At 52.6% G+C, this 20,938-nt stretch carries 21 protein-coding genes; 4 read left to right on the top strand and 17 right to left on the bottom strand.

The genetic code is table 11. The annotated features are described in order from the left end of the window. Positions 1-4: 4 nt before the first annotated feature. The 6 genes from PVA01S_RS05870 to PVA01S_RS05845 all read right to left on the bottom strand — a co-directional run bounded on the left by PVA01S_RS05870 (position 5) and on the right by PVA01S_RS05845 (position 6,254). Positions 5-835, bottom strand: coding sequence for a hypothetical protein (locus tag PVA01S_RS05870; protein WP_127605940.1), 831 nt, complete (start codon positions 833-835; stop codon positions 5-7). After that, positions 822-1,436, bottom strand: a complete 615-nt coding sequence (locus PVA01S_RS05865) for an RNA polymerase sigma factor (RefSeq protein WP_244932911.1) — start codon at positions 1,434-1,436, stop codon at positions 822-824. Before PVA01S_RS05865 ends, PVA01S_RS05870 begins: the two co-directional genes overlap by 14 nt. Beyond that, complete coding sequence (locus PVA01S_RS05860) at positions 1,423-2,121, bottom strand: hypothetical protein (protein WP_127605938.1); 699 nt, start codon at positions 2,119-2,121, stop codon at positions 1,423-1,425. The genes PVA01S_RS05865 and PVA01S_RS05860 overlap by 14 nt, the downstream gene beginning before the upstream one ends. Beyond that, positions 2,114-4,282 carry a hypothetical protein gene (locus tag PVA01S_RS05855; RefSeq protein WP_127605936.1) on the bottom strand — a complete coding sequence of 723 codons (2,169 nt, stop codon included), beginning with the start codon at positions 4,280-4,282 and terminating at the stop codon, positions 2,114-2,116. The genes PVA01S_RS05860 and PVA01S_RS05855 overlap by 8 nt, the downstream gene beginning before the upstream one ends. Next, positions 4,275-5,144, bottom strand: a complete 870-nt coding sequence (locus tag PVA01S_RS05850; RefSeq protein ID WP_054795464.1) for an ABC transporter ATP-binding protein — start codon at positions 5,142-5,144, stop codon at positions 4,275-4,277. The genes PVA01S_RS05855 and PVA01S_RS05850 overlap by 8 nt, the downstream gene beginning before the upstream one ends. A 177-nt stretch (positions 5,145-5,321) precedes the next feature. Then, on the bottom strand, positions 5,322-6,254 hold the full coding sequence (locus PVA01S_RS05845) for an LLM class flavin-dependent oxidoreductase (RefSeq protein ID WP_412760891.1): 933 nt from the start codon (positions 6,252-6,254) through the stop codon (positions 5,322-5,324). Positions 6,255-6,496: 242 nt separating this feature from the next. On the opposite strand from PVA01S_RS05845, the gene PVA01S_RS05840 reads away from it, so the two are divergent. Next, positions 6,497-6,754, top strand: coding sequence for a hypothetical protein (locus tag PVA01S_RS05840; protein ID WP_127605932.1), 258 nt, complete (start codon positions 6,497-6,499; stop codon positions 6,752-6,754). Positions 6,755-7,038: 284 nt separating this feature from the next. Here the strand turns inward: PVA01S_RS05840 and PVA01S_RS05835 are convergent, their stop codons facing one another. The 8 genes from PVA01S_RS05835 to PVA01S_RS05800 all read right to left on the bottom strand — a co-directional run bounded on the left by PVA01S_RS05835 (position 7,039) and on the right by PVA01S_RS05800 (position 15,147). Next, positions 7,039-8,187 (bottom strand): NAD(P)/FAD-dependent oxidoreductase, encoded by a 1,149-nt coding sequence (locus PVA01S_RS05835; RefSeq protein WP_127605930.1) that lies wholly within the window; start codon positions 8,185-8,187, stop codon positions 7,039-7,041. 1 nt (position 8,188) lies between these two features. Further along, entirely contained in the window at positions 8,189-8,923 is a 735-nt protein-coding gene (locus PVA01S_RS05830; protein WP_127605928.1) for a methyltransferase domain-containing protein, read from the bottom strand. Further along, the gene (locus tag PVA01S_RS05825) at positions 8,916-10,067 is read right to left on the bottom strand and encodes a type III polyketide synthase (protein ID WP_127605926.1); all 1,152 of its coding nucleotides are present in this window, start codon (positions 10,065-10,067) and stop codon (positions 8,916-8,918) included. Before PVA01S_RS05825 ends, PVA01S_RS05830 begins: the two co-directional genes overlap by 8 nt. Positions 10,068-10,226: 159 nt before the next feature. Further along, the gene (locus PVA01S_RS05820) at positions 10,227-10,436 is read right to left on the bottom strand and encodes a CLC_0170 family protein (protein ID WP_054798949.1); all 210 of its coding nucleotides are present in this window, start codon (positions 10,434-10,436) and stop codon (positions 10,227-10,229) included. A gap of 41 nt (positions 10,437-10,477) precedes the next feature. Next, positions 10,478-11,707: a Ger(x)C family spore germination protein gene (locus PVA01S_RS05815; RefSeq protein ID WP_127605924.1), complete on the bottom strand. Its 1,230-nt coding sequence runs from the start codon at positions 11,705-11,707 to the stop codon at positions 10,478-10,480. After that, on the bottom strand, positions 11,676-12,797 hold the full coding sequence (locus PVA01S_RS05810) for a GerAB/ArcD/ProY family transporter (protein WP_127605922.1): 1,122 nt from the start codon (positions 12,795-12,797) through the stop codon (positions 11,676-11,678). The genes PVA01S_RS05815 and PVA01S_RS05810 overlap by 32 nt, the downstream gene beginning before the upstream one ends. Beyond that, positions 12,745-14,349, bottom strand: a complete 1,605-nt coding sequence (locus PVA01S_RS05805) for a spore germination protein (RefSeq protein WP_127605920.1) — start codon at positions 14,347-14,349, stop codon at positions 12,745-12,747. The genes PVA01S_RS05810 and PVA01S_RS05805 overlap by 53 nt, the downstream gene beginning before the upstream one ends. A 261-nt stretch (positions 14,350-14,610) precedes the next feature. Further along, entirely contained in the window at positions 14,611-15,147 is a 537-nt protein-coding gene (locus PVA01S_RS05800) for a hypothetical protein (RefSeq protein ID WP_127605918.1), read from the bottom strand. Between the two features lie 448 nt (positions 15,148-15,595). On the opposite strand from PVA01S_RS05800, the gene dctP reads away from it, so the two are divergent. From dctP to PVA01S_RS05785, 3 genes are read left to right on the top strand one after another with little or no spacing between them, the layout of a single operon-like run. Continuing rightward, positions 15,596-16,621, top strand: a complete 1,026-nt coding sequence (dctP, locus tag PVA01S_RS05795; RefSeq protein WP_127605916.1) for a TRAP transporter substrate-binding protein DctP — start codon at positions 15,596-15,598, stop codon at positions 16,619-16,621. A 53-nt stretch (positions 16,622-16,674) separates the two neighbouring features. Next, positions 16,675-17,163, top strand: a complete 489-nt coding sequence (locus PVA01S_RS05790) for a TRAP transporter small permease (RefSeq protein WP_054795459.1) — start codon at positions 16,675-16,677, stop codon at positions 17,161-17,163. Positions 17,164-17,165: 2 nt separating this feature from the next. Next, on the top strand, positions 17,166-18,437 hold the full coding sequence (locus PVA01S_RS05785; protein WP_127605914.1) for a TRAP transporter large permease: 1,272 nt from the start codon (positions 17,166-17,168) through the stop codon (positions 18,435-18,437). 113 nt (positions 18,438-18,550) lie between these two features. Here the strand turns inward: PVA01S_RS05785 and PVA01S_RS05780 are convergent, their stop codons facing one another. From PVA01S_RS05780 to infC, 3 genes are all read right to left on the bottom strand, one after another. Continuing rightward, entirely contained in the window at positions 18,551-19,459 is a 909-nt protein-coding gene (locus PVA01S_RS05780) for a DMT family transporter (RefSeq protein ID WP_164751741.1), read from the bottom strand. Positions 19,460-19,610: 151 nt separating this feature from the next. After that, a complete protein-coding gene (locus PVA01S_RS05775) occupies positions 19,611-20,243 on the bottom strand; it encodes a GntR family transcriptional regulator (RefSeq protein ID WP_230875960.1) in 633 nt (210 codons plus the stop codon). Positions 20,244-20,427: 184 nt separating this feature from the next. Continuing rightward, positions 20,428-20,904: a translation initiation factor IF-3 gene (infC, locus tag PVA01S_RS05770; RefSeq protein ID WP_127605908.1), complete on the bottom strand. Its 477-nt coding sequence runs from the start codon at positions 20,902-20,904 to the stop codon at positions 20,428-20,430. Positions 20,905-20,938: the final 34 nt, after the last annotated feature.

Raw genomic sequence — 20,938 nt, 5'->3', positions numbered from 1 at the left:
CAGGTTATATCTCATACCGGTACAATTTAGCGCTAATCCGGTAGCTGTACATGAGCAGCAGGCAGCCTGCGGCCAATCCGAGCAGCTCCAGGATGGAGGTAAGCGTTGTGGGAACGAATTCGTTAAAGCGGAGCCATTGTTCCCCCGCCAGAAGCATCGCCCAAGCGCCTACGCCAGCGGCAAAGCCGTGCTTTATCCCCCGCCGAAAGGCAACGTAAGCCAGAAGCCCTCCGATAAACAGCAGTTCGCTTAACCAGCGGAGCATGAACGACAGTAAAGACAAGGGAGCATCCGTGCTCAAGACCAGGTACACCGAACCGATCAAGCCGAGCAGTGTCGTCATTCCGATCATAAGCAGAAGCCGGATTAGCATCAATAGGGCCGGTGGAAAAGGCGTGACACTCTCCACCATACGCATCTTCGGATTCCACGTCCGGTAGCCATACAGCAGCGAAGCGAAGAAAAATAACGGCAGGGTCTTTCCGTACAAATTGGAGTCCAGACCCGGCGTACGGTTCCATAGACTGCTGCTCAATGTAAGCAGGACGAAAGCGATAAGGCTGATGATCCAAAACGCTTTACCGAATGTTTGCACTTGCAGCAGGCATTGACGCCAAAACGTCGGCTTGTGCCACACCGCCGGGTTTTCCCATTGCGAGGCATCCTGTTTCTTCCTTAACAGCTCAAACTCAGGCTGCAGCTTGGCCAAGAGCCTCGCCGTATCCTCCATCCGCGGAGCTCGCGCCACATAACCGGCCAGCGGTTCCCTCAGCTCCCGTTCCAATGTATCTAATTCCAGATCGTCGATCGGATGCGTTTTTTTAGGTCGCGCCATTTCCGGTCCCCTCGCTTTCCGTAATAAATGCTGGGCTGGTGACCAGCTTTTTTCTCAGCTTTCGAAGCGCATAGTATAATTGTGATTTAACGATACCGAGCGGCTGATCCACGACCTCGGCGATCTCTTGAAGCTTGAGATCTTGAAAAAAACGCAGCAATACAATATCTTTCTGGATATCCGTAAGCTGATCCAACGACTGAAGCAGTTCCTTGCGGGTTTCCTGACGCTCGTAAATTTCAACAATCGACGGACGGACGTCCACAGGGTCCGGAAGATCCGGCTGCAGCTCTTTTGTTGAGCGATAACTCGGGCTGCGCCAATAGTCCACACACAAATTTTTGGCGACCCTGTACATCCAGGATCGGACCCGTTCGGGCACGCTTCCTTGCCGAAGCTGCCGCAGCAGACGGATGAACGTCTCTTGGACCAGATCCTCCGCCTTATCCGTATTTCGCAGAGTCCGTTCCAGATAAGACAACAACGGACCATGGTATCGGTGAACGAATGCTTCGAAGGCAGCTTGGTCGCCGTCTGCCATCCTTCGAACGAGCTGCTCGTCTGTAACCAAGCCGTGCCCCTCCTCTCTATTCCAGCTCATCGTGCACGATCCACCGCTCTCTCCGGTTAGCGAGTATGATCGTGAAGCCAACGATCGCAATGGCCGCGGCGGCATGCATCCACCGATTGGCAGTAAAGGTTGCCTCCGGGGGAATATGATGCGTAAACAAAGCGCCGTGCCCCAGAAGCCTGCCTTCCGAAAGAACCTCGGCCAGCCATAGGGCGAACCCTGCCGCGGCGCCGCTGTACAACTTTTTGAACGCCAGTATGAACAGCAAAGACAGCGCCGTCATGGACATATAAGCAGGCCAGGCTTGAAGCAGCAGTTGCAACCATCCGGCCTCCCCGCGCGTGCTTCCGCCGCCTGCATAGGAGAAGATTTCAGTACGAATTTGCCCATACCTGCAAACATACGACCCGACCATCCCTCCATGCAAGGCAAGCAGTGTCGCCGAAATGAGCAGCAGCTTGCGCCATATCATACGAGGGAAGGAAACGGGGAACGTAGCGTAAATTTCGAGCGTACCCCCGAGCTCCCGTTGAAAATAAAGGGTGCAAACCATCGGGACGAGCGGCAAAAACGCCATCTCGTTGTAGGTTGTCATATTTTTGGGAATCTCGGGATCGCCTAACCAAATCGAAATATGGAGGAGCAGCAGGTACAGGGCGGGAACCGCCGCCATCGGGGAGTACAAGCCTTTAAGATCAGAGATCATTTTACTCATGCTTAGCGCCCCCGCTCCAGGCTTGCTCCCAATCGCTCGCTTGTATGATCGGATAGCGGTAGGCCCATTCCCCTTCAATCGAAAGTCCTTTGCTGTAGTAATTGTCCAGCACCCGCTTCACATGATCGAGCCGTCCCTCGCGAATAGCTTTCTGCACCGCACGATCGACCGGATCGCCGGCTGCCTCTCTCCCGGCTCCGACCGGAAATCTCGGATACAGCAGCCCGGCGCCAAGCGGCGTTTCCTCTTGTCTCTTCGGATGTTCCGCCTGGTATACTTGATAAAATGCTCGGCGAATCGATCCGACCAGCGAGCTGCCAGGGCCTTCCCCGGGAAAGCCTATCCCTGCGTTGCGGTCGCCGAACAACGAAACATGAACCATCTGAGCCAATTGAAAGGCGTCTAAATTCGTATGCAGCGATTCACTGAATACAAACCGGTTTCCCGCAGCCTGATGAATGGAGCGTTCTTGCTGCGCAGCGACCATATGAAGCGGCATATACAGCATCGCTTCCGGCTTCGGAAGCGGCTTGCTCAGCCAGGAATCGTAATAAGCCATAATATCCGAGTAGGCTTTCAGAAATTTCTCCGCCTCGTGTTTATTAGCGGGAGAAGTTAGGATCGCCATCGTCTCGCCGGGTATTCGGATCTCCGTTAAATGACCCGCAAACAGCGTCACCCCGTTCGTTTTGTCTTGTTTGAACGATTGCGTGAAGTCTCCCTGTTCCGGCTGCTTGCGGATCGTACCGAACAACTCCCCGGTAAATCCTGTCAGTTTCACGTCAAAGTCGGCCAGCAGCTCGTGCCCAGCTTCATAACGGTCGCGAAACGTTCCCGGCGTATCCTGTACGTAGAGCACCTGCTTGCCCGGGATCGGATACCACGCAAGATGTGAAGGCAAATAAACAAGATCCCCCCGCACAAATCCGTTCACCACCTCGCGGTAGCTGGATGCCGGGTACCAGTTAAAGAGCTTGCCCTCATATTCGAATAAAAGGGTTTGACGAGCGGGTCCGTCTTCGAGCGCGGCCCGGTCGAATGATACGAGATCCCCTGTTTGCTTCGCAGGAACCGGCTTGCCGTTGACCGAAAGCTTCTTCAATACAAAGTCCCGGTTCAGTGTAAACGTCATGGACGTTCCGTCCGTTTGTGGCGGAGCGTCGAGCTGAACCGCCGCCGTTACGTCAAGACGATCGTCAGGGTGCCGATGAACCGTCAACTCGTAGCTGCTCACGGAAAAACTGGATTCTCCGTACGAAGTGCGGTCCGCATAATCGGGAGGCGCATCCTGCAGCTTCTTCTCATAAGCGGAGAAGCGTTCCTGCCACATGGCTTCATAAGGAACGAAAGCCAAGACGGAAGCGAGCAGCGCGAGCAGCATCGCGGTGACGGATGAACGGTAAGCGCCGCTCGGCCGCTTTTTATGAATGAGCATGACAACCGTCGCCAGCATCCATAATGTAAAACAGAGCACAAATCTCCGGGACAGCCACAATTCCTCACTGAGCAGGTACGGGCCCCAGACGTCGTTCTCCCATAAGGAATTCGTAAAGAATTGGCTGAGATGAAACGTTTTTAAGTCATACAGCCGGAGCCGGGAAATCAGAAACACATCCAGGAAAAACGTGCCGAATATCCAGGCGCAAAAGCCGATCATATAGCAAACCCGATTCGGTATAAGAACGGCCAGCAGCATGGCCAGCGCCAGCGTCACCATGTAGGAAACCGTATACTGCACCGCGAAGAAGCTTAAGTGGCTTCGAAGCTCCGAAACCGGCAGCTCGGCCAAGATCCCGAACCCCGCATATACCGCGGCCATAGCGAAGGTGAACAAGCTTAAATAAAGCAGCCCCGCCGTATATTTAGCGGCAATGAATGCAGAACTCGATACCGGCAGCCCGGCGCTCCATTCGTAGGAAGGCCTGACCATATCCTTCCGGATCAGCAGCATGCCGATCAACATGGCTATGCCCAAACTAAGCGTGTGCTGCAGCTTGTGAAAATCATAGGCATAGAGATATATATTTTGGGAGACGTCCGGCTCAATCGCGGTCAGCGTATAGGCGAACCAAAGCCCGAACAGCGGAGGCAGCGGCCACAACAACCGGTTCGTGAACAGCAGCCGGCATTCCAGTTGAAGCTGGCGGCTCCATTTACGCATGGCGCACACCTCCGAGCAGCGCCAGGTATCCGTCTTCAAGCGTGGGCTTGACCGCCGCGGCATAAAGGCCCGGACATGACGCAGATACCACCCGGCATACGATCCCATGCTCCGTACGGCTTGTCGAGACGATCTGCGACGGAGAGAAGGCGGCGAATTCCTGCTCAGATACTTCCAACTCCCAGACCGAGCCTTCGGCATAGGCCCCCAATTCGTGAACGGAGCCGGTTAACGCGACCTCCCCGCGATTCAATACGGCAAGCTTCCGGCAGCTCGTTTCGATATCGGCCACAATATGCGTAGATAAGAGGACGGTGCGGTCTATGCTGAATTGGGTGAGCAGGTTGCGAAAGCGGACGCGTTCCTCCGGGTCGAGCCCTGCAGTCGGTTCATCCACAATAAGCACTCTGGGGCTGCCGAGCAGCGCCTGAGCAATGCCAAGACGCTGCTTCATACCGCCGGAGAACGTTTTGACCTTGGACTTCCCCTTGTTGGCCAAGTTTACCTTCTCCAGCAAATGCTCAATTTCTTCTTTCCGTTTGCGCTTGTCGTCCAGCCCCTTCATGACGCCGACGTAATCGAGAAATTCGAAGGCGGTCAACTGCGGATACACTTGAAAGTACTGCGGCAAATAGCCGAGCATGCCGCGGACCCGATGTGGTTCTGTCAACGGAACTCCATGCAGAAGCACGTCCCCTTCCGTCGGATGAAGCAGCGTTGCCAGGATGCGCATGAGCGTCGTCTTGCCTGCGCCGTTCGGCCCGAGAAGCCCGAACATGCCGTTTTCGATAGACAGGTTAATGTGCTGAAGGGCCCATTCGCCATTCTTGTATTGTTTGGAAAGATTGCGAATCGTAATCATCGGTAATCAACCTCATAGCTTTCATTTTTTTGATGACGGCCGGTTCATCATTTTATATAACGAGATGACTGGGCAAAAGGATGAAAGCTATTTTAATTTCGCGGGCGCAAGCCAAACAAACGTAGTCGGACCGTACCGCAGCAGTCCGACTACGTTTGTTGGTGCTGACGCACTTGTTTATGCGTTCCAGAAGGCTTCGGCCAGCAGCTCATAAGAGCGAAGCCGCTTCCGGTAATCCGGAATCATCGTGACGATGATGAATTCATCCACACCGTACAACAGCGACAACTGCTCCAGCCGGGCCTTCACCTCGTTCGGCGTCCCGACCAGCAGCTTACGGTCTGCGAGCGGAGACGGCTCCAGCGTGTCGCCCTCGTTGCGGAACAAGGCGTCGCCTGCCCCCGCGAGCTGCTTCGCCTCGTCCTCCGTGTCGGCACAAACGACACCTAAGGCAACGATGGCGCGGGGTTCGGGACATAGGCGGGAAGGAACGAAAGCTTCCCGGTAAGCGGGCAAAACATCCTCCCCGGCCAAATCGCTCATGAATTGGCCGAACACGTAGCCCGTTCCAAATTCGGCGGCGTATGCCGCGCTCTTACGGTTCGTTCCCAGCATCCAGGGCTCGGGCGTTACGGGCGGAGTCGGCCGGGCGGTGACCGGCTCCCCTTCCCATTCGTAGTTCCCTTGCAGCAGCTCGGTGATTCCGCGCAGCGATTCCGGCAGCTTCCGGACATTCTCAAGAAAGTTGCCGCTCAGCGCCATGCTCACGTGAGCCGAACCGCCTGGCGCCCGGCCTAGGCCAAGATCCACGCGCCCCGGGTATAGGCTGGCGAGCATGTGAAACGACTCGACGACTTTCAACGGTTTATAATGCGGCAGCAGCAGCGCCCCTGAACCGAGACGAATGCGTTCCGTCCGCGCTCCGATATGCGCCAGCAGCACTTCCGGGGATGTGCACGCAAGCCCCGGCATGTCATGATGCTCGGCGACCCAGTAACGGGTATAGCCGAGCCGTTCTGCGGCTTGAGCAAGCTCAAGCGCTTGTCCCAGGGCATACGAGGCATCCGCCCCGCCGAACACGGGCACCAGATCCAATACGCTAAGCTTCAAAGGTTGTAGGTTCAAAGGCTGTATGATGGATGACCCCTCCTGTTTATTTAAACCGTAGTCTTAACCGGTATTCGTACAAACGATTAGCTGTATTGTAACTGTTCTAACACGATTTGATCAAATAGGCAAGTTTAGAGACCGAGACAAAATCCGCACATACTGGACAAACGAACAAGCGCGCGGAGTAGGTCCCACATATACAGGTAATGTATTGAAAACTTATCCGACGAGGTGAATGTACAATGCATTGCCCGAAATGTCCGGCTAGTCAGATTTTTGACCCGCCTAGAGTGATTTTCCAAGATTTTTTCCACCCGCAGGTTGTGGAAATCGTCCACCCCATCGAGATCGTCAACCGGCATCATTGCGTCCCCGTTCCTCACCATGTATTTACGTTTACGGTTAAAGATGAATTTTGCCCAAGCCCGGGTATTGGCCCAGGTCCACTGGGCGTAGCCGCAGCTCAAGTCAAAACCCGCAAGAAAAAAGCCCCGAAATGATCGTGGAGCTGCCGAAGGTCAAGCTTTAATCAACATGACTAAGCAGGAACATTTGTGCGCTTAGCCGCAGCACAAATGTTCCTGCTTTAAAGAGAAAGAAGCCTGTGTACCCCGATTGACGCCCTCTGCCCTTCCCTTTCCGATGCCTGAGTCCACAACGAAGCCAGAAGTACCCTTCGAGGGGTCTTCGCATTACATAGCGTGACACAGTTGTTCTCAAATTGTGCTGATGGCTCGGTTTACGTCCGACTGGACGGCGGATTTCCCGATAACTGATGCGATGCCTAGGTATCGGTTTCTCTTAATCGGGTCGCTCGGACCAACCCGGACGCGAGCTCAGGCAGAAGCTGCGCCAAGCCAGGCAGCAGCCGGGGCAGAACGGGTGCGTCGAACAGCCATTGAAGCCGACGTCCCCACCGTAGGGGACGCTTGAATTCCCGATGAATGGACTGCGTGTATTCCCGCTCCCAACGGGAAAGTGAAATTTCCCCGCGCAGATAGCGGTCGGCAAGCGGCGTACACAATCGGGCCGAACGCAACGCCATCGACATGCCGTCTCCACAGAGCGGCGGGAGCATGACTGCCGCGTCGCCTACATGGGGAATCAAATCCCAGGCAACCGGCTTGCGGTTTAGATTCACCGGGGCAACCGCCGCCTGCGTACCGGGGACTGGAACGGCTTGCTTCAGCTTTAAGTAAAGCTTCGGGTTGGCGCGGGCCGCGGCGTCAATCATTCCCACAATCGTTGGGTCGGCGCTGCGAGAAGCTTGCCGTTTCAGCAGGGCCGCAACGTTGACGAGTCCGCCTTCAATGGGCGATATGCCCAGGTAACCTCCGGGGAAAAAATAGAGCTCGACCACCTGCTCCATGTCGATCCCCCGATAATGGGATTTCACGCCAATATATGAATGCTTGGTTGAACCGGCCGAGCGGTAACCCGGAAGTCCCGCCTGCCGATTGGCACCCCATGCAGCGATAACCGCGCGAGCCTGGTAGGTGATACTTCCCTCCGCCTGTATCGTCTCCAACGAATATCCCCTGTCATGGGGATACACGGATTTAACCGCTGCGGCGGTCTGCACCTGTACGCCTGCGCCTAGCGCAGCGTGATGGAGAGCCGGGTCCAGCGAATGGCGGCTCACCCCGAGAGCCGTGCCGGGCAGAGGAATGTCTATGGCATCCCCCTGGTTGAAGATTAAGCGTGTCCGGTTAATCAAGCTGGGGTCAAGCGCTTCAACGTGGCTGCGCAACCCAAACGCGTTCAACATCTGTCGGGATTCAGGGGAAAGAAACTCGCCGCAAACCTTATGCCGGGGAAACCGCTGCCGGTCGATTAATACCGTATCCCATCCTCTGTCCGCTAAAGCTTTGGCCAAACTGCTGCCGGCGATCCCCGCGCCAACAACCGCTACATCCCGGATGCGATCCTTCATCCTATTCAACTCCGTCGATGGAATGAGCTCTTCTTGTTCCGATGACGACTACATACCGAAATAACGGCCTCCAGGCATAGAACATGTCCGATACGCCCAGCGCATGCTTAAGTTCCTTCCAATCCGCCGCACGAAACCCTTTGGCTACGGACAACGGTCCGTCTTTTCGAATATACCGGTTATTGGAAATCAATCGCGCCGTAAGCCATACCGCGGCCCACGGGAGCCAGTGCCGATGAATGTCATTGATCACAACGCCCAGCCGGGATGCCTTACACATGCTTGCTACAACCTTGGGCAGCTCGCTTGCCGCAAAATGATGGACAAACTGCGTCCCCGTCGTCACATCCGCACTTGCCTCCGGCAGCTCAAACAAATCACGTCTGATGACCCGTACCCGCGGTTCGTCATGAAAGAAGAGCCTTGCCTCTTCGCAAGCCTCTTCGGTGATATCCACCAACGTGACGCTGAGATCGATCCGGTTCGCATCCGCCCATCTCAGCAGATGCTTATTGACATCCCCCGACCCTGCCCCGATATCCAGGATGGATAAGCGGTCCGGTTGGCCCGCTTCCATCCATAATCGCCGCACGCCGTACAGCGTAGGCGCGGCGGCGGCGAAGATCCGGTTCAGCACGCGAAGATGCTGCAAGGCTTCGCGAAGCTCGGGCCCCCCCATAGACAAGTCATCCATCAATTCGGGCTCTTCGGTGCGCTGACGAAGCGCTTTACACATAGGCACCGCCTGCAAGCTGTTCCTGGATACTGGCGGACGGGACATAAGCGAACTTGATCATCTCCGCGGTCAGGCCGGGACCGAAGGCGAGGGCTATCCCGTTCGCTGGTCCGGAGCCGAGGACTTGCAGCTCCCGTCTCATCTCGTTAAGCACGAACAAGATGGTCGCCGAAGACACATTCCCATACTCGCGAAGTACGGTTCGGCTTGAGCGGGTTTGCTCATGGGTAAGCCCCAACTTGTCTTGCAGCGTATCGACAATCCCCCGGCCGCCGGGATGAATTGCCCATAAATCCGGCTTGATCTCTCCGTTCAAAAAACGCTCTACTTCTGCCGGTATCATACGGCCTATCAGCTTGGGAATGTTGCTGGAAAGATAAAGATCAAAGCCATAATCGCCTACTTCCCACACCATTTCTTCGGAGGAGTCCGGAAGCAGGACGGAATGAGGTTCATGTAACCGAAAGATCGATCTATGGTGAGGTCCGGCGGTACCGACAATACAAGCCGATGCTCCGTCGCCAAAGAACGAAGCGGCGTATAGGTGCTCCCGCTCGCTGGAAGGCTGAATATGCAGCGTGCATAACTCCACACACACAATTAATACGTTGGCGGACGGCTGGCCGGCCACAATTTGCCTGGATAGGCAAACGGCCTTCAAGCCCGCCGCACAGCCTAAAAAATGAAGCGCAATCCGGTTCACGGTGGGAGCGAGTCCCAGCTGGCGGACTAATGCGGTATCCATTCCCGGCAGGAATTGCCCGGTGCAGCTGACCGTGATCAGATGGGTAATATCCGAAGCGTCCATGTCTCCATCCGAGAGGGCCAGTCTCGCAGCTTGGAGTCCCAATGGAACGGATTGTCGCTTATAGGTTTCCATACGCGCTTCGGTCGTCGGCACATCTTTGTTGGATGTTCGCGGCAAATAACGGCAATCGGAGGCGGACTCCAGCAGGTTAGGTTCACAAGTGTAACGGGTTTCCACTCCGCATTGCTTGAATATTCGCTTTGCCCAGCGCGCAGAGTCGGGCCTATCCTTCAATGCTTCAGCTAATCTTTGAGCAGCTTCGGCTTGTTCGATGCGATAATCCGGCACAGCAGTACCTATTCCCAAGATCGCAATGATTGGATCTGCGTATTCCATTTCCGGCCTCCATCCCCTCGTGCCATGTTCAATAACATCGTGATAATGACGGATAAGCTGCATGCTTTCCTATGTGTATTCATGCCATTTGCACATTATGACGGTTCTGGTTCCATCTTACGAAAAAAGGCAGCCCCTGTAGTCGGAGCTGCTGATCCATCATTTTACTCGCTCATATATCCAATGCCCTGCCAGAATGGCCACGCCTAGAATAAGGTTGAACCATCCGAGTATTTGCGCGACTTTATGTTCCTTCCACATCTTCGCTTGCGCATATCCTTTCACATCAAATTGCAGAATAAACCAACCCGACAGCAGGAGCAAAAAAATCGTAAAATTTTCATAGCCGATCGCAAGGCCCGTAGCCATTGTACCTCCCCCTTATTTTGATGTACGAAAGTCCCTCGCAGCTAGGTAGCCTTCATCCCGATTCGGCGAACATGGATGTTGACCTTGACCTCGACTTGAAGTTCCTTGTATACGTTTTGCCAGGCTTGCTTCGTCTTCACATGCTGGTTCCAATAGGCCGGTTTTTTGGCCCTCACGTATTCGCCGAATCCGAAGATATCGGAGCCTTTCTTCTGGGTATCCGCGATGAATCGCTGATAGCCAGTCAGCAGCTGCGATTCTAGCTGCTGTTCAATTTCATGGATGACGTCATTGCTGAGCTGAACCGATTCGTTCGATTTACTCAGCAGGTTGCCTTCCAGGGAAATCGTGACGTTCATGACGGGCTTCCCGTTTAAGATCCGTACTTTCTTCGTTGATTTCCGGCTTCTGACTTGATACATGAAGTAGTCCCTGGTGCCCGGCACTCTCACGAACGATTGCCCGCCGGCCAGACTGAGGCCCGTGATTCCCATGTATAGCGGAACCTCGATAGGTTTGGAGATGCCTACTAATTTTTCCCCTCTGAAATAGGCCATGCCGCTAATCTGTATATTTTGTTCCTTCTTCAGTTCCACATACGGCAAAAATCCCTCTCTCCCCTTGGAAGAAGAAGCATTCCAGAAAACACCTAGAAAATCGTTAGGGAACCGTCCCATCTTGACCGCTTGATCCATCGTCGTCATGAGATAAAGGGAAGGCACACGTTCAAGCTGCGGCGAGGCAAACATAATATCCGAAGCTTCTTGCTTGCAAATGAACATCCAATTCAATCTGCGCACTTCCGGATTACGCCGAAAGTAATCGTTCAAGTTCTGCATGCCGAGTCTGGCCACGGCTTCGGATACGACGATGATGCGAAGATGGCCGAAAAACAACGGCGGCGAGACCCGCTGCTGTAAAGCGTTGACGGCATCATCGATGGTAAACCCGACGGCATCCACGACCCAAACCGTCCTTTTTCCTCCGCCCCCGCCCCCGCTTTCTCCAGGTCCAAGCGGTATTCGACCGGGGACGGCGATCTGGACGGTAACCTTCACCAGACCGGTATCCGAAGCATGAATCTGTCCTTTCAGGTGAGATATTTCCTCGTCCGCCTTTTTCTCCTCCGGATCGGCAGTATCAATGCCAATGCCAAGCACGACGGCCCGCTCCTCAATCTCCTGACGATCCCAGCAGCCCGTGAGCATCGGAATCGTCAGCAGGAAGACGAGCAGCAGGCTAGCCGTTTTGCTCAGTCGGCATACGGTCATGCATCTCCCCCCTCTTCCTTCGGATTACCGCGACCAGCAGCAGGAACATCGGATAGACGATCGTGATCAACAATCCGAATTGTCCGACCCTTACAATAATCTCGTACATATGCAAGATGTTCTGTGGTATCATGGCCAGCACAAACAGGAAGGGCAATATAAATAAGGAGAGCATCTTCTGGTCGCGCAGCCGGAACAGCCTGCTAATCGCGCGGATGGTTAAATAGTAGCTGGAGAACAGCGTTGTAAAAACCGCGGTTACCCAAACTGCAAGAAAGGCCGCGTCCAAGCGTTCAAGAATATTTCCGGGCAGCGCTGTGGTTTTGGCCAGCTCCAGCGTCGGCCATAACAACAGCTTCGTTTCTTCCGGACCGAACACCCCGACCGCTGCGGTTACGATACTGAAATACAGCCCCCCCGCAATGATCATGCCCCAGACGCTCGCCTGCATCGCTTTCTCCGGACGGCGCATGACTGGAATAACGATCGTATGAATGAAGGAGCCTTGAAACAACCCCGCAATCGTCAACATGCCCGACAGCATGCCGTGGGGCTCGTTGCCCCAAAGAGGCTGCAGATTGGTAAGCTGCGCGTTCTTGAGCGATAACGCCACGATCAGGATACAAGGGAACACGATCAGCGGCAAATAAAAATGATGAATATAGGTAAAGGTCGTCTGGTTGTTTCGTGACGACAGCGTCGCGAGCAGCAGCATGACAATAACCGTAACCTCAAGCGGTGTTTTCCTTAATACGGAAGTGATCACCACCTCCCCGAATTCGCGTGCGGCCAGAGACGTAAGCAGCGAGAAAAAACCGATGATCAGGATGCTGCCAAGCCATGCCGGCCATCTGCCCAAGACGACTTCACTGTATTGAATAATCGATTGATTCGGAAAGCGCATACCGAGCTTCGTCACGGTCCACAAGCCTGTGAAGGCTAGCAAAATACCGAGCAGCGTGACGAGCGGCGCTCCGGTGTCGGCGGCACGAGCCGCAAATAGTGGAAGCGGCAGTACGCCAACACCGATGATGGTGCTAATCAGTACCGCGGTCGCTTGAATGACGGTCACTTGGCGTGGATACTCCATCTGCTTCCCCCCATTTCTCGTTCCCGACTTTTAGTGGATCCAGCGTATTGTGATAAGATTGATCCAGCTTTTCTTTGACATCATCCCCGAGCCGATTCTGATTGGGCGGATGCAGGAGCGCAGGACGTTTTTTCATTGACCACAGCGGAGCCCTCATCGCCGTGTCCTTCATCCCTTCAAAATTGCCAGGCACGATCGGGCTCAAGTAAGGCACGCCGAACGAGCGGAGGGAAAGCATATGATTGGCAATGAGTATTAATCCGACCATAACGCCGTATAGACCGAACATCCCGGCCAAAACCACAAGCGGAAACCGCAGCAGGCGAAGCGCCAAAGCCGCATTGTAAGCGGGCGTCGCGAAGGAGCCGATAGTCGTGAGCGCAATCGTAACGACCGTGATGGGGCTGACAAAACCGGCCGCGACAGCCGCTTGTCCGATGACAAGAACGCCGACAATCGACAAGGCCCCCCCGATTTGCTGAGGCAGTCGTAAAGTCGCCTCCCTCAACACCTCCATCGACGCCTCCATAACGAGCACCTCGACCACCGAAGGGAAAGGCACGCCCGCACGCCCGCCTGACACGGCAACGGCGAACTCCGTTGGGATCAGCTCCGGGTTGTAGGAAATAATCGCGACATACAAAGAAGGTGTAATCAAAGAGAAAGCAAGCGCGAGCAACCGGGCCAATCGAATGAAGCTGACCATGACAAACCGCTCCGAGTAGTCCTCGGTCGTCTGGTAAAACTGGCTGAATACCGTCGGTGCTATTAAGGCAAAAGGCGAGCCGTCCACCATGATGATGACGCGGCCCTCCAGCATATTGGCCACCGCTTTATCGGGCCGCTCCGTATTTTGCACCTGAGGAAACGGGGAATAATGATTATCCTCGATGAATTGCTCCAAATAGCCCACATCCAGCACGCCGTCAATGTCAATGACGGCCAGCCGGTTCTGAACTTCCTGGATGAGAGCGTCGTTCGCGATTCCTTTAAGGTAGCAAATCGCCACCCGTGACTTCGTAATCCGGCCGATTTTTGTCATTTTTATACGAAAGTCCGGCGTCGGCAAGCGGTAACGCAGAAGCGCGATGTTCGTTTCAAGCTGCTCAATGAACCCTTCGCGCGGTCCGCGGATGACCTGCTCCGTCTCGGGTTGATTGACCGTCCGCTTCGTCACGCTAGCCGTATCCAGCAAGATGGCCTCATCGAATCCCTGTACGGCTACAACGGTCTGTCCGCGCAGCACACCGTCAACAATGACGGACACCTTGCTCTCCAAGGTTCCTTTGCTGTGGTGGAGCGAATCGTAAAGCAGCACATGCTTCAAGCGTTCCGGTTGAATTTCCTTACCCTCCAGATGCGATGGCACATACATGAGAGACTTCATAATCTCGCTGTTGATTGCCGCTTGATCCGCCATATTGGAGAAATACATCAGGATGGCCGGGTGATCGCCGAAAATATGAAAACGCCGCATGATGAGATCCTCGTTCTCTCCAAGCAGCGATTCCAGCAATCGAATCGTATCCTCCAGTTCCGTCTGAATCTTCATTTGGAGCTCCGGCTTATCAGAAACTGCGGACGGGGAACTTGTACCGCGGCTTCCCCTATTGTTTTTTGTCGGTTTTCTATGTTTAAATCTTTGCCAGAAGAACAATGCCCTGCCTCCTCCAGATAAAGATAAGCTTGAACCGATCGACTTTCCATAGTATGACCTGGCTTGAATGGAAATATGTAGAACTTGGAAAAACACAAACAGCCCGCATAGTATGCAGGCTGCCGGAGAACGGATATGGCCCTCGCCGTGATCATTTTAAGGAGTGCCTGGAAGAGCCAGCTTCGTCACTTCTCCCGTAACGGCATTGCAAATCCAATCGCAATCCAGCGTGTAGACCGAGATCGCGCGTTTTGTTTCGTTTGCCGGAACGCCCTCCTCCAATCTGTAATGCAGGTTCAATTCGACTTTTCCTTTCAGTTTACTCCATGCTTCTTCCATTGCAATTCGGGGTTCTTTATATGCAAGGATGTTAGAATTGGCGGCCATCTTCCAAAATTCCAGGCCGTCCATGACATGGTTCAGCTCCCAACTATCGCGATCTATAAACAAACGGACGGCTCCCCCAATGACAGGTATTCCGTTGTACAGGCGTTGGATCTCAACCTGAAGCCGATTTCCCTGCATGCTCCTTGCCACTTCATGTCCTTCCTTGCGAATAAAGGCGTACTGACACGTTTCTTCGCTCATGTGCTGCTGCAAATAGGAGACGGCGATGTCTTTGGCTTTAATCACCTCTTCATCCGACAGTACGGGAAAAAAAGGATGCGGCGCACAAGGATCTACCTCGGTCACATGATCGCTTACCCTTAAAGCCTCATACTGATCCGCGGAAAATATCGGTTTACCTGGTTAGGCTCCGAATTGCGGTAAATACCGCTATGGATCACGTCATGTGTGACTGGAATATGGAACCAGGCGTTGACTTTAGCTATTGCGTCTTGAACCGTTAGAAGCTTCATGCAGCCACCCTTTCCCCATTCCTGAATCGAACTTGTTCTATTGTACTAGCATTTATTTCCTTGAATCAAGCCAGCGTCGAAAAATATAGGTTACATAATATTAGTTATGTTGTCTTTTTTGAGTGCATGGCATTTATCATAATCATAAATGTAAGCGAATACATTTTGGGGTATAGGTGCTTTGTCCAGTCTCAGATTTTTTAACATCTAAGATTCTAGAGTATTACGAAGACGGGCGCGGCAGTTCTCAATCCAAAGTCATTTCTAAGGGGGAAGTCCACATGAACATGTGGTTTCGGTCAATGAGCGTTTTGGGCATACTCGGTTTAATCCTCTCCGGCTGCAGCGGCAAAAGTTCCCAAATACCGCAAACCGGCGGGACGAAGCAAGAAGCCAAAGTATTGAACCTTGCAACATCAGTGAATTCACAGCATTCCTTGCATGAAGGCTTGGTCAAGTTCAAGGAAATGGTGGAACAGGAAAGCAATCATAGTATTCAGGTCAAAATTTTTCACAGCGGTCAAATGGGCGGCGACCGTGAGCTCGCTGAAGCGCTTCAGATCGGAACGGTTCAGGCCGCCATCATCTCTCCATCGGCATTAGGCAATTTTGTCCCGGCCTTTACGGCGTACGATTTGCCGTTTTTATTTGCCGACGAACAACAAGTCGACCGCTTTCTCCATGGCCCGGTCGGCATGGAAATTCTGAACAGCGGCGAGGCCAGGGGCTATGCCGGTTTAAGTTATATGGAGCTCGGATTCCGCAATTTGACAAACAACAAGCACGAAATTAAATCGGTTAAAGATTTGCTGGATATTAAGGTCCGGGTAGCGGAGAATCCGTTGACCGTCGACACGTGGAAAGCATTGGGGGCGAAACCGACACCGATGGCCTTCACAGAGCTCTTTACCGCTCTTCAGCAAGGAACGGTCGATGCCCAGGAGAACCCGTATGGACAGATTGCGGCCACCAAATTTTATGAGGTGCAAAAATATTTAACGAAGACCAATCACACCTATAGTCCCGCACCGCTGATGGCCAGCAAGAAGTTTATGGATTCGCTCAGTAAAGCGGACCAACAAATAATCCGTAAAGCGGCCGAGACCGCAGCCGAACAACAGGTCAAGATCAATCGTGAAAGGGAAACCGCTGCCTTGCAGCTGTTGAAGGACAATGGAATGAAGATCACCGAGCTGTCGCCGCAAGAGTTGGATGGGTTCCGTAAAGCGGTCCAGTCCATTAATGAAAAGTATGCAGACAAAATCGGTAAAGATTTGCTGCCGAAAATTATGGATGCAGTGAAATGAAGCTTCGATCCGCCAAGCCATTCAGATAAATTCAAGTTTCGAGGGGTGTCCATATGAAATGGCTAAGTAAGCTTGACCGTTATTTTGAGGAGATTTGGGCCGCCTCCCTCCTATCCGTCATTTCAGTCCTGTTGTTTCTACAAGTCATATTCCGATACTTCCTTAATCTTCCGCTCGATTGGACCGAAGAGCTAGCCAGATATTTGTTCGTCGCGTTAGTCTATCTTTCGGCCAGTTTAGGGGTCAAGTACAACCGGCATTTTCGAGTCGAACTGCTGACGACACTGCTTCCCCAATCGGCGAATCGTATAGTCGATCTGTTGCGGAATGCGATCTGGCTCCTGTTTGCCATCGTTATGATAAAAATCGGCTGCGAAGTTGCCATAGAGAACATGATTGTCGATCAGCATTCGCCTTCCCTTCAGATCAAGATGGGGTATGTTTATTTCCTCGTGCCATTCGGTTATGCACTCCTATCGCTTCGGATTATGCAAAGGATTTATCGAACGGCTGCCCGTAAAGAACAAACCGGAGGAGAATAGTTATGGAGGCTGTCTGGGTACTGGCTATTTCGCTGTTCATTACATTGCTCCTGGGGATTCCAATTGCCTTCGCCCTGGGGATTTCCGTTCTTCTTTCCTTATGGGCGGGAGGCGTGCCGTTAACCTTTTTGGGACAATTGTCTTTTACGTCTCTGGATTCCTTTCCTATCTTGGCCATTCCCTTGTTTATATTGTCAGGCGCCTTGATGGAAACGGGAGGAATATCGCAAAGGCTCATTGATTTTGTACAAAGCTTTACGGGTCATCTTAGAAGCGGGCTGGGCGTTGCTACCGTGCTGGCGTGCTCCATATTTGCCGCGATCTCCGGATCCAGCCCGGCTACTGTAGCCGCGATCGGAGCGATTATGATACCCGCCATGACTAGCGCCGGATATAAGAAAGAGACAGCCGCCTCCATTTCTGCAACCGGCGGAGGGTTAGGCATCATCATCCCCCCCTCCATTCCGATGATCTTATATGCCATTTCTACAGACACATCCGTTAAGGATATGTTCCTGGCGGGCTTCGGACCTGCCCTCGTCATTATTGTGTTTTTAATCGCGCTTGTCGGCTGGATTTCCAAGAAAGAAGGTGTACGTACCCTTAATCAAGGATTTTCGTTCCGGAACGTGCTCCGTACAGGTTGGTCGGCGAAGTGGAGTTTATTGGGGCCCGTCCTCATATTGGGGGGGATTTACACCGGAATTTTTACCCCGACAGAATCTGCCGCCATCGCAGTGGTATACAGCTTTATCGTGGGCATGTGGATCTACCGGGAACTGACGTGGAAGAAGCTTCCGCAAGTCCTGATCCATAGTTCAATTACGGCGGGTACCGTGTTGATTATTATATGTACGGCCACGGCCTTTGCACAGCTCATCACGCTTTATCAAATTTCGAATGTTTTTGGCGAGTGGATCATTGGCTTATCGAATAACCCCACCGTTTTATTGCTCATCATTGCCCTGTTTATATTGATCGTCGGCACATTTATGGAAACCGTCACCATCATTATTATTCTCGCTCCTATTTTATTGCCGGTTTTGCAGCCTCTTGGCGTCGATCCTGTTCATTTTGGCATGATCATGGTCATAGGCGCGGAGATCGGCATGCTGACGCCTCCGGTTGGCGTCAACTTATTCGTCGCTTCCAGTATATCCGGCTTGCCGATAGCCAAACTGGATAGAGCCATTATTCCATTCGTTCTATGCATGATCGCCGCTTACTTGGTTATTGTGCTATTGCCGCAAATTTCCTTGCTATTCGTTAAGTAAAACGGCCAATCCCCCTGCTGGCCTTGGTAGCTCGTCCGGAATATGAAAATGAACCGTGGAATTAACGCTCCCACGGTTCATTTTTATTCGAGCAGGCTTTCTAACGGACCCTTTTACAGCTCACGCATGTTGCCGCTGATCTCACTGCTCTCAGCGGCTTGACGATTGACTAGATAAATACCCAAACCGATCAAAACGGAACCGATAAATAAAGATAATGTAACCTTTTCATTCAGCAGAATCGTGCCTAGAAAAATGGAAATCAAAGGAACCGCAAAGGTATAGGAGGAAACGCTGCTGGCCTGGCCCTCGTGAATGAGGACAAACCATAACACCCACGCGAACGCAACCCCGATGATGGCGGTAAATAGAAGGCTGAACCAGAAAGGAAGCGTCCACGCGATGGCGAACCAGGACTCCGCCCACAGGCCTACCAACAGCAGAACCAGTCCGCCAACAATAAATTGGCCCGCTACAAGCCAAAGGATGGAAACCTTCTCTTGCACCGATTTGACATAAACCGTGCCCACCGCCCACACGAATGCGGCTGTGATACCGAGAACAATTCCGGTTAGAGAGGAAGCTTCGCTTACTTCTTTAAAGACGCTGATCATGACAACACCTATAAAGCCTAGCAGCAAGCCTGTAATTTTCTTCGGCGACAGCGCTTCGCCCAGCCATATCCTTGCAATAATTCCGACCAGAATAGGCTGCATATAAATAAGCACCGCGGCTAGACCGGAAGGCAGATAGTCGATGGAGAACGTCATTAGGCCTGTAAATAAAACGACATTAAACATAGCCGATATCCCGATAATGTGCCAAGTCCGGGAGAACGAGATGGCTCCGCCCCAGAGGGCCGCAACCACAGCCATCAGGAGACCGCCGAGAAACATGCGCAATCCGGAAAATAAGATGGGCGGGCAATACTCCAACCCGATTTTAATGATGGGAATGCCGGATCCCCAAATGACAATCAACAAAACAAACATGACCATCGTATAGCGGCGGAACATGAGCATTATACGACACTTCTTTCGTTTCGATATCCGGTTCCTTACGATATTTATCATACATCCCCAGCACAAGATTGTCACCTGCTGTAAGAATCGAGAATAATTGTATCCCTTCCGGGACAAGGCTGATGCCTCTGCGGGCGGCCTCGCACTTCCTTCATCGGTCATTAAACAATCCGGCAAACTCGATAATATGTTCTTCCATCGCAAATCGCGCTCCCTTCTCGTCTTTGTTTTTGATTTTGGCAATAATGACATCGTGCTCCGAGATACTTTGAGCAAGATGGGTTTTGAATTGGAAGGAATTGACCAAATAAAAATCGTTCAAATCCCACATGCTCTTCGTGAACTGCAGCAGTTCCTCCGAGCGGGCCATTCTCAAAATCGCTTCATGCAATTTCCTATTTTCAGCAAAATAATGTTCATACGAAAACGGCGTTGTCGTTATGATGCTCTTCAATGATTCGTTAATCGCGATCAGCTCTTGAACCTCTGTATCTTCTCTTCTTCGTGCGGCCAGTCCGGCTGCAAGTCCTTCCAGACACATTCCGATTTGAAAATGGTTAACCATCTGCTCTTTGGTACAATTGACGACGCGGCAGCCCGTTTGCGGGATGATTTCTACAAAACGCTCCATCTCCAGTTTCTTCAAGGCATCAATGACCGGTCTTCGTGAAAAATTCATTTCTTTCGAAATATCCATGACCAATAATTCATCGCCAAACAACCACTTCCCCGTTTTCAAGCCGCTCTTCACGTACTCATACGCCTGTATCGTTTTAGGTATCATTTTGTCCAAGACCAGAACCTCCACCAAATACTAAGATCTTATTGCGTGCTTGGTATCATTCTATGTATCCATGATCCTATTCATTTCCGTGTTCCGAACTTAAATTAATGGAAACAAACCGATAACTCGCAAGTTAGATTACGTAATATATATTATGTAAACTAAATTTCAAAAAGAATCGCCCCTACAGTATCGGGTCGATCTGTACCGCAGCTTGCTTGCCGCTCAGCTGAATCCCGGTTTTGGGGCGTCCGTACGGCTTCAATTCCTGCAGCAGCGACTGCAGCAGCTCCTTCGCTTTCGGACCTTCCTTTCCTTGAAGACGAACGACCGCCAGCACGGCATCGCCGGATTTCAGGATGCGTTCCGCCTGCTGCTTCTTCGTGTCGAAGTCATGCTCTTCGATGTGCGCAGTTAGACGGATTTCCTTGATTTTCGGCTCCCGTTCGCGTTTGCGGGCTTGTTGCTCTTCCTGTTTGGCCGCTCCCTTGCCGATTAGCTTGCAGGGCGGCGGGCTGCTCATCAGCGAAGTGCATACTAAATCGACCTTCAGCTTGCGGGCTAAAGCGAGCGCTTCCGAGGTGGGGACGATCCCCAGCTCCTCGCCGTTGATACCGGTCAATTGAACTTCGGACGCTTTTATCTTTTCATTCATGATCATTGTGAACTCACCCGAACTTTCGTTATAATGATCC

This window comes from Paenibacillus validus NBRC 15382, from assembly GCF_004000985.1.
Classification (GTDB): Bacteria; Bacillota; Bacilli; order Paenibacillales; family NBRC-103111; genus Paenibacillus_G; species Paenibacillus_G validus.
The sequence above is the reverse complement of the archived record's forward strand: the minus strand, read 5'-3'. Positions and strand labels throughout refer to the sequence as shown.

Coding starts and splice junctions, on each gene's coding strand:
- PVA01S_RS05870 (WP_127605940.1), bottom strand. CDS start 835: ATGGCGCGACCTAAAAAAACGCATCCGATCGACGATCTGGAATTAGAT.
- PVA01S_RS05865 (WP_244932911.1), bottom strand. CDS start 1,436: ATGAGCTGGAATAGAGAGGAGGGGCACGGCTTGGTTACAGACGAGCAG.
- PVA01S_RS05860 (WP_127605938.1), bottom strand. CDS start 2,121: ATGAGTAAAATGATCTCTGATCTTAAAGGCTTGTACTCCCCGATGGCG.
- PVA01S_RS05855 (WP_127605936.1), bottom strand. CDS start 4,282: ATGCGTAAATGGAGCCGCCAGCTTCAACTGGAATGCCGGCTGCTGTTC.
- PVA01S_RS05850 (WP_054795464.1), bottom strand. CDS start 5,144: ATGATTACGATTCGCAATCTTTCCAAACAATACAAGAATGGCGAATGG.
- PVA01S_RS05840 (WP_127605932.1), top strand. CDS start 6,497: ATGCATTGCCCGAAATGTCCGGCTAGTCAGATTTTTGACCCGCCTAGA.
- PVA01S_RS05835 (WP_127605930.1), bottom strand. CDS start 8,187: ATGAAGGATCGCATCCGGGATGTAGCGGTTGTTGGCGCGGGGATCGCC.
- PVA01S_RS05830 (WP_127605928.1), bottom strand. CDS start 8,923: ATGTGTAAAGCGCTTCGTCAGCGCACCGAAGAGCCCGAATTGATGGAT.
- PVA01S_RS05825 (WP_127605926.1), bottom strand. CDS start 10,067: ATGGAATACGCAGATCCAATCATTGCGATCTTGGGAATAGGTACTGCT.
- PVA01S_RS05820 (WP_054798949.1), bottom strand. CDS start 10,436: ATGGCTACGGGCCTTGCGATCGGCTATGAAAATTTTACGATTTTTTTG.
- PVA01S_RS05815 (WP_127605924.1), bottom strand. CDS start 11,707: ATGACCGTATGCCGACTGAGCAAAACGGCTAGCCTGCTGCTCGTCTTC.
- PVA01S_RS05810 (WP_127605922.1), bottom strand. CDS start 12,797: ATGGAGTATCCACGCCAAGTGACCGTCATTCAAGCGACCGCGGTACTG.
- PVA01S_RS05805 (WP_127605920.1), bottom strand. CDS start 14,349: ATGAAGATTCAGACGGAACTGGAGGATACGATTCGATTGCTGGAATCG.
- dctP (WP_127605916.1), top strand. CDS start 15,596: ATGAACATGTGGTTTCGGTCAATGAGCGTTTTGGGCATACTCGGTTTA.
- PVA01S_RS05790 (WP_054795459.1), top strand. CDS start 16,675: ATGAAATGGCTAAGTAAGCTTGACCGTTATTTTGAGGAGATTTGGGCC.
- PVA01S_RS05785 (WP_127605914.1), top strand. CDS start 17,166: ATGGAGGCTGTCTGGGTACTGGCTATTTCGCTGTTCATTACATTGCTC.
- PVA01S_RS05780 (WP_164751741.1), bottom strand. CDS start 19,459: ATGCTCATGTTCCGCCGCTATACGATGGTCATGTTTGTTTTGTTGATT.
- PVA01S_RS05775 (WP_230875960.1), bottom strand. CDS start 20,243: ATGATACCTAAAACGATACAGGCGTATGAGTACGTGAAGAGCGGCTTG.
- infC (WP_127605908.1), bottom strand. CDS start 20,904: ATGATCATGAATGAAAAGATAAAAGCGTCCGAAGTTCAATTGACCGGT.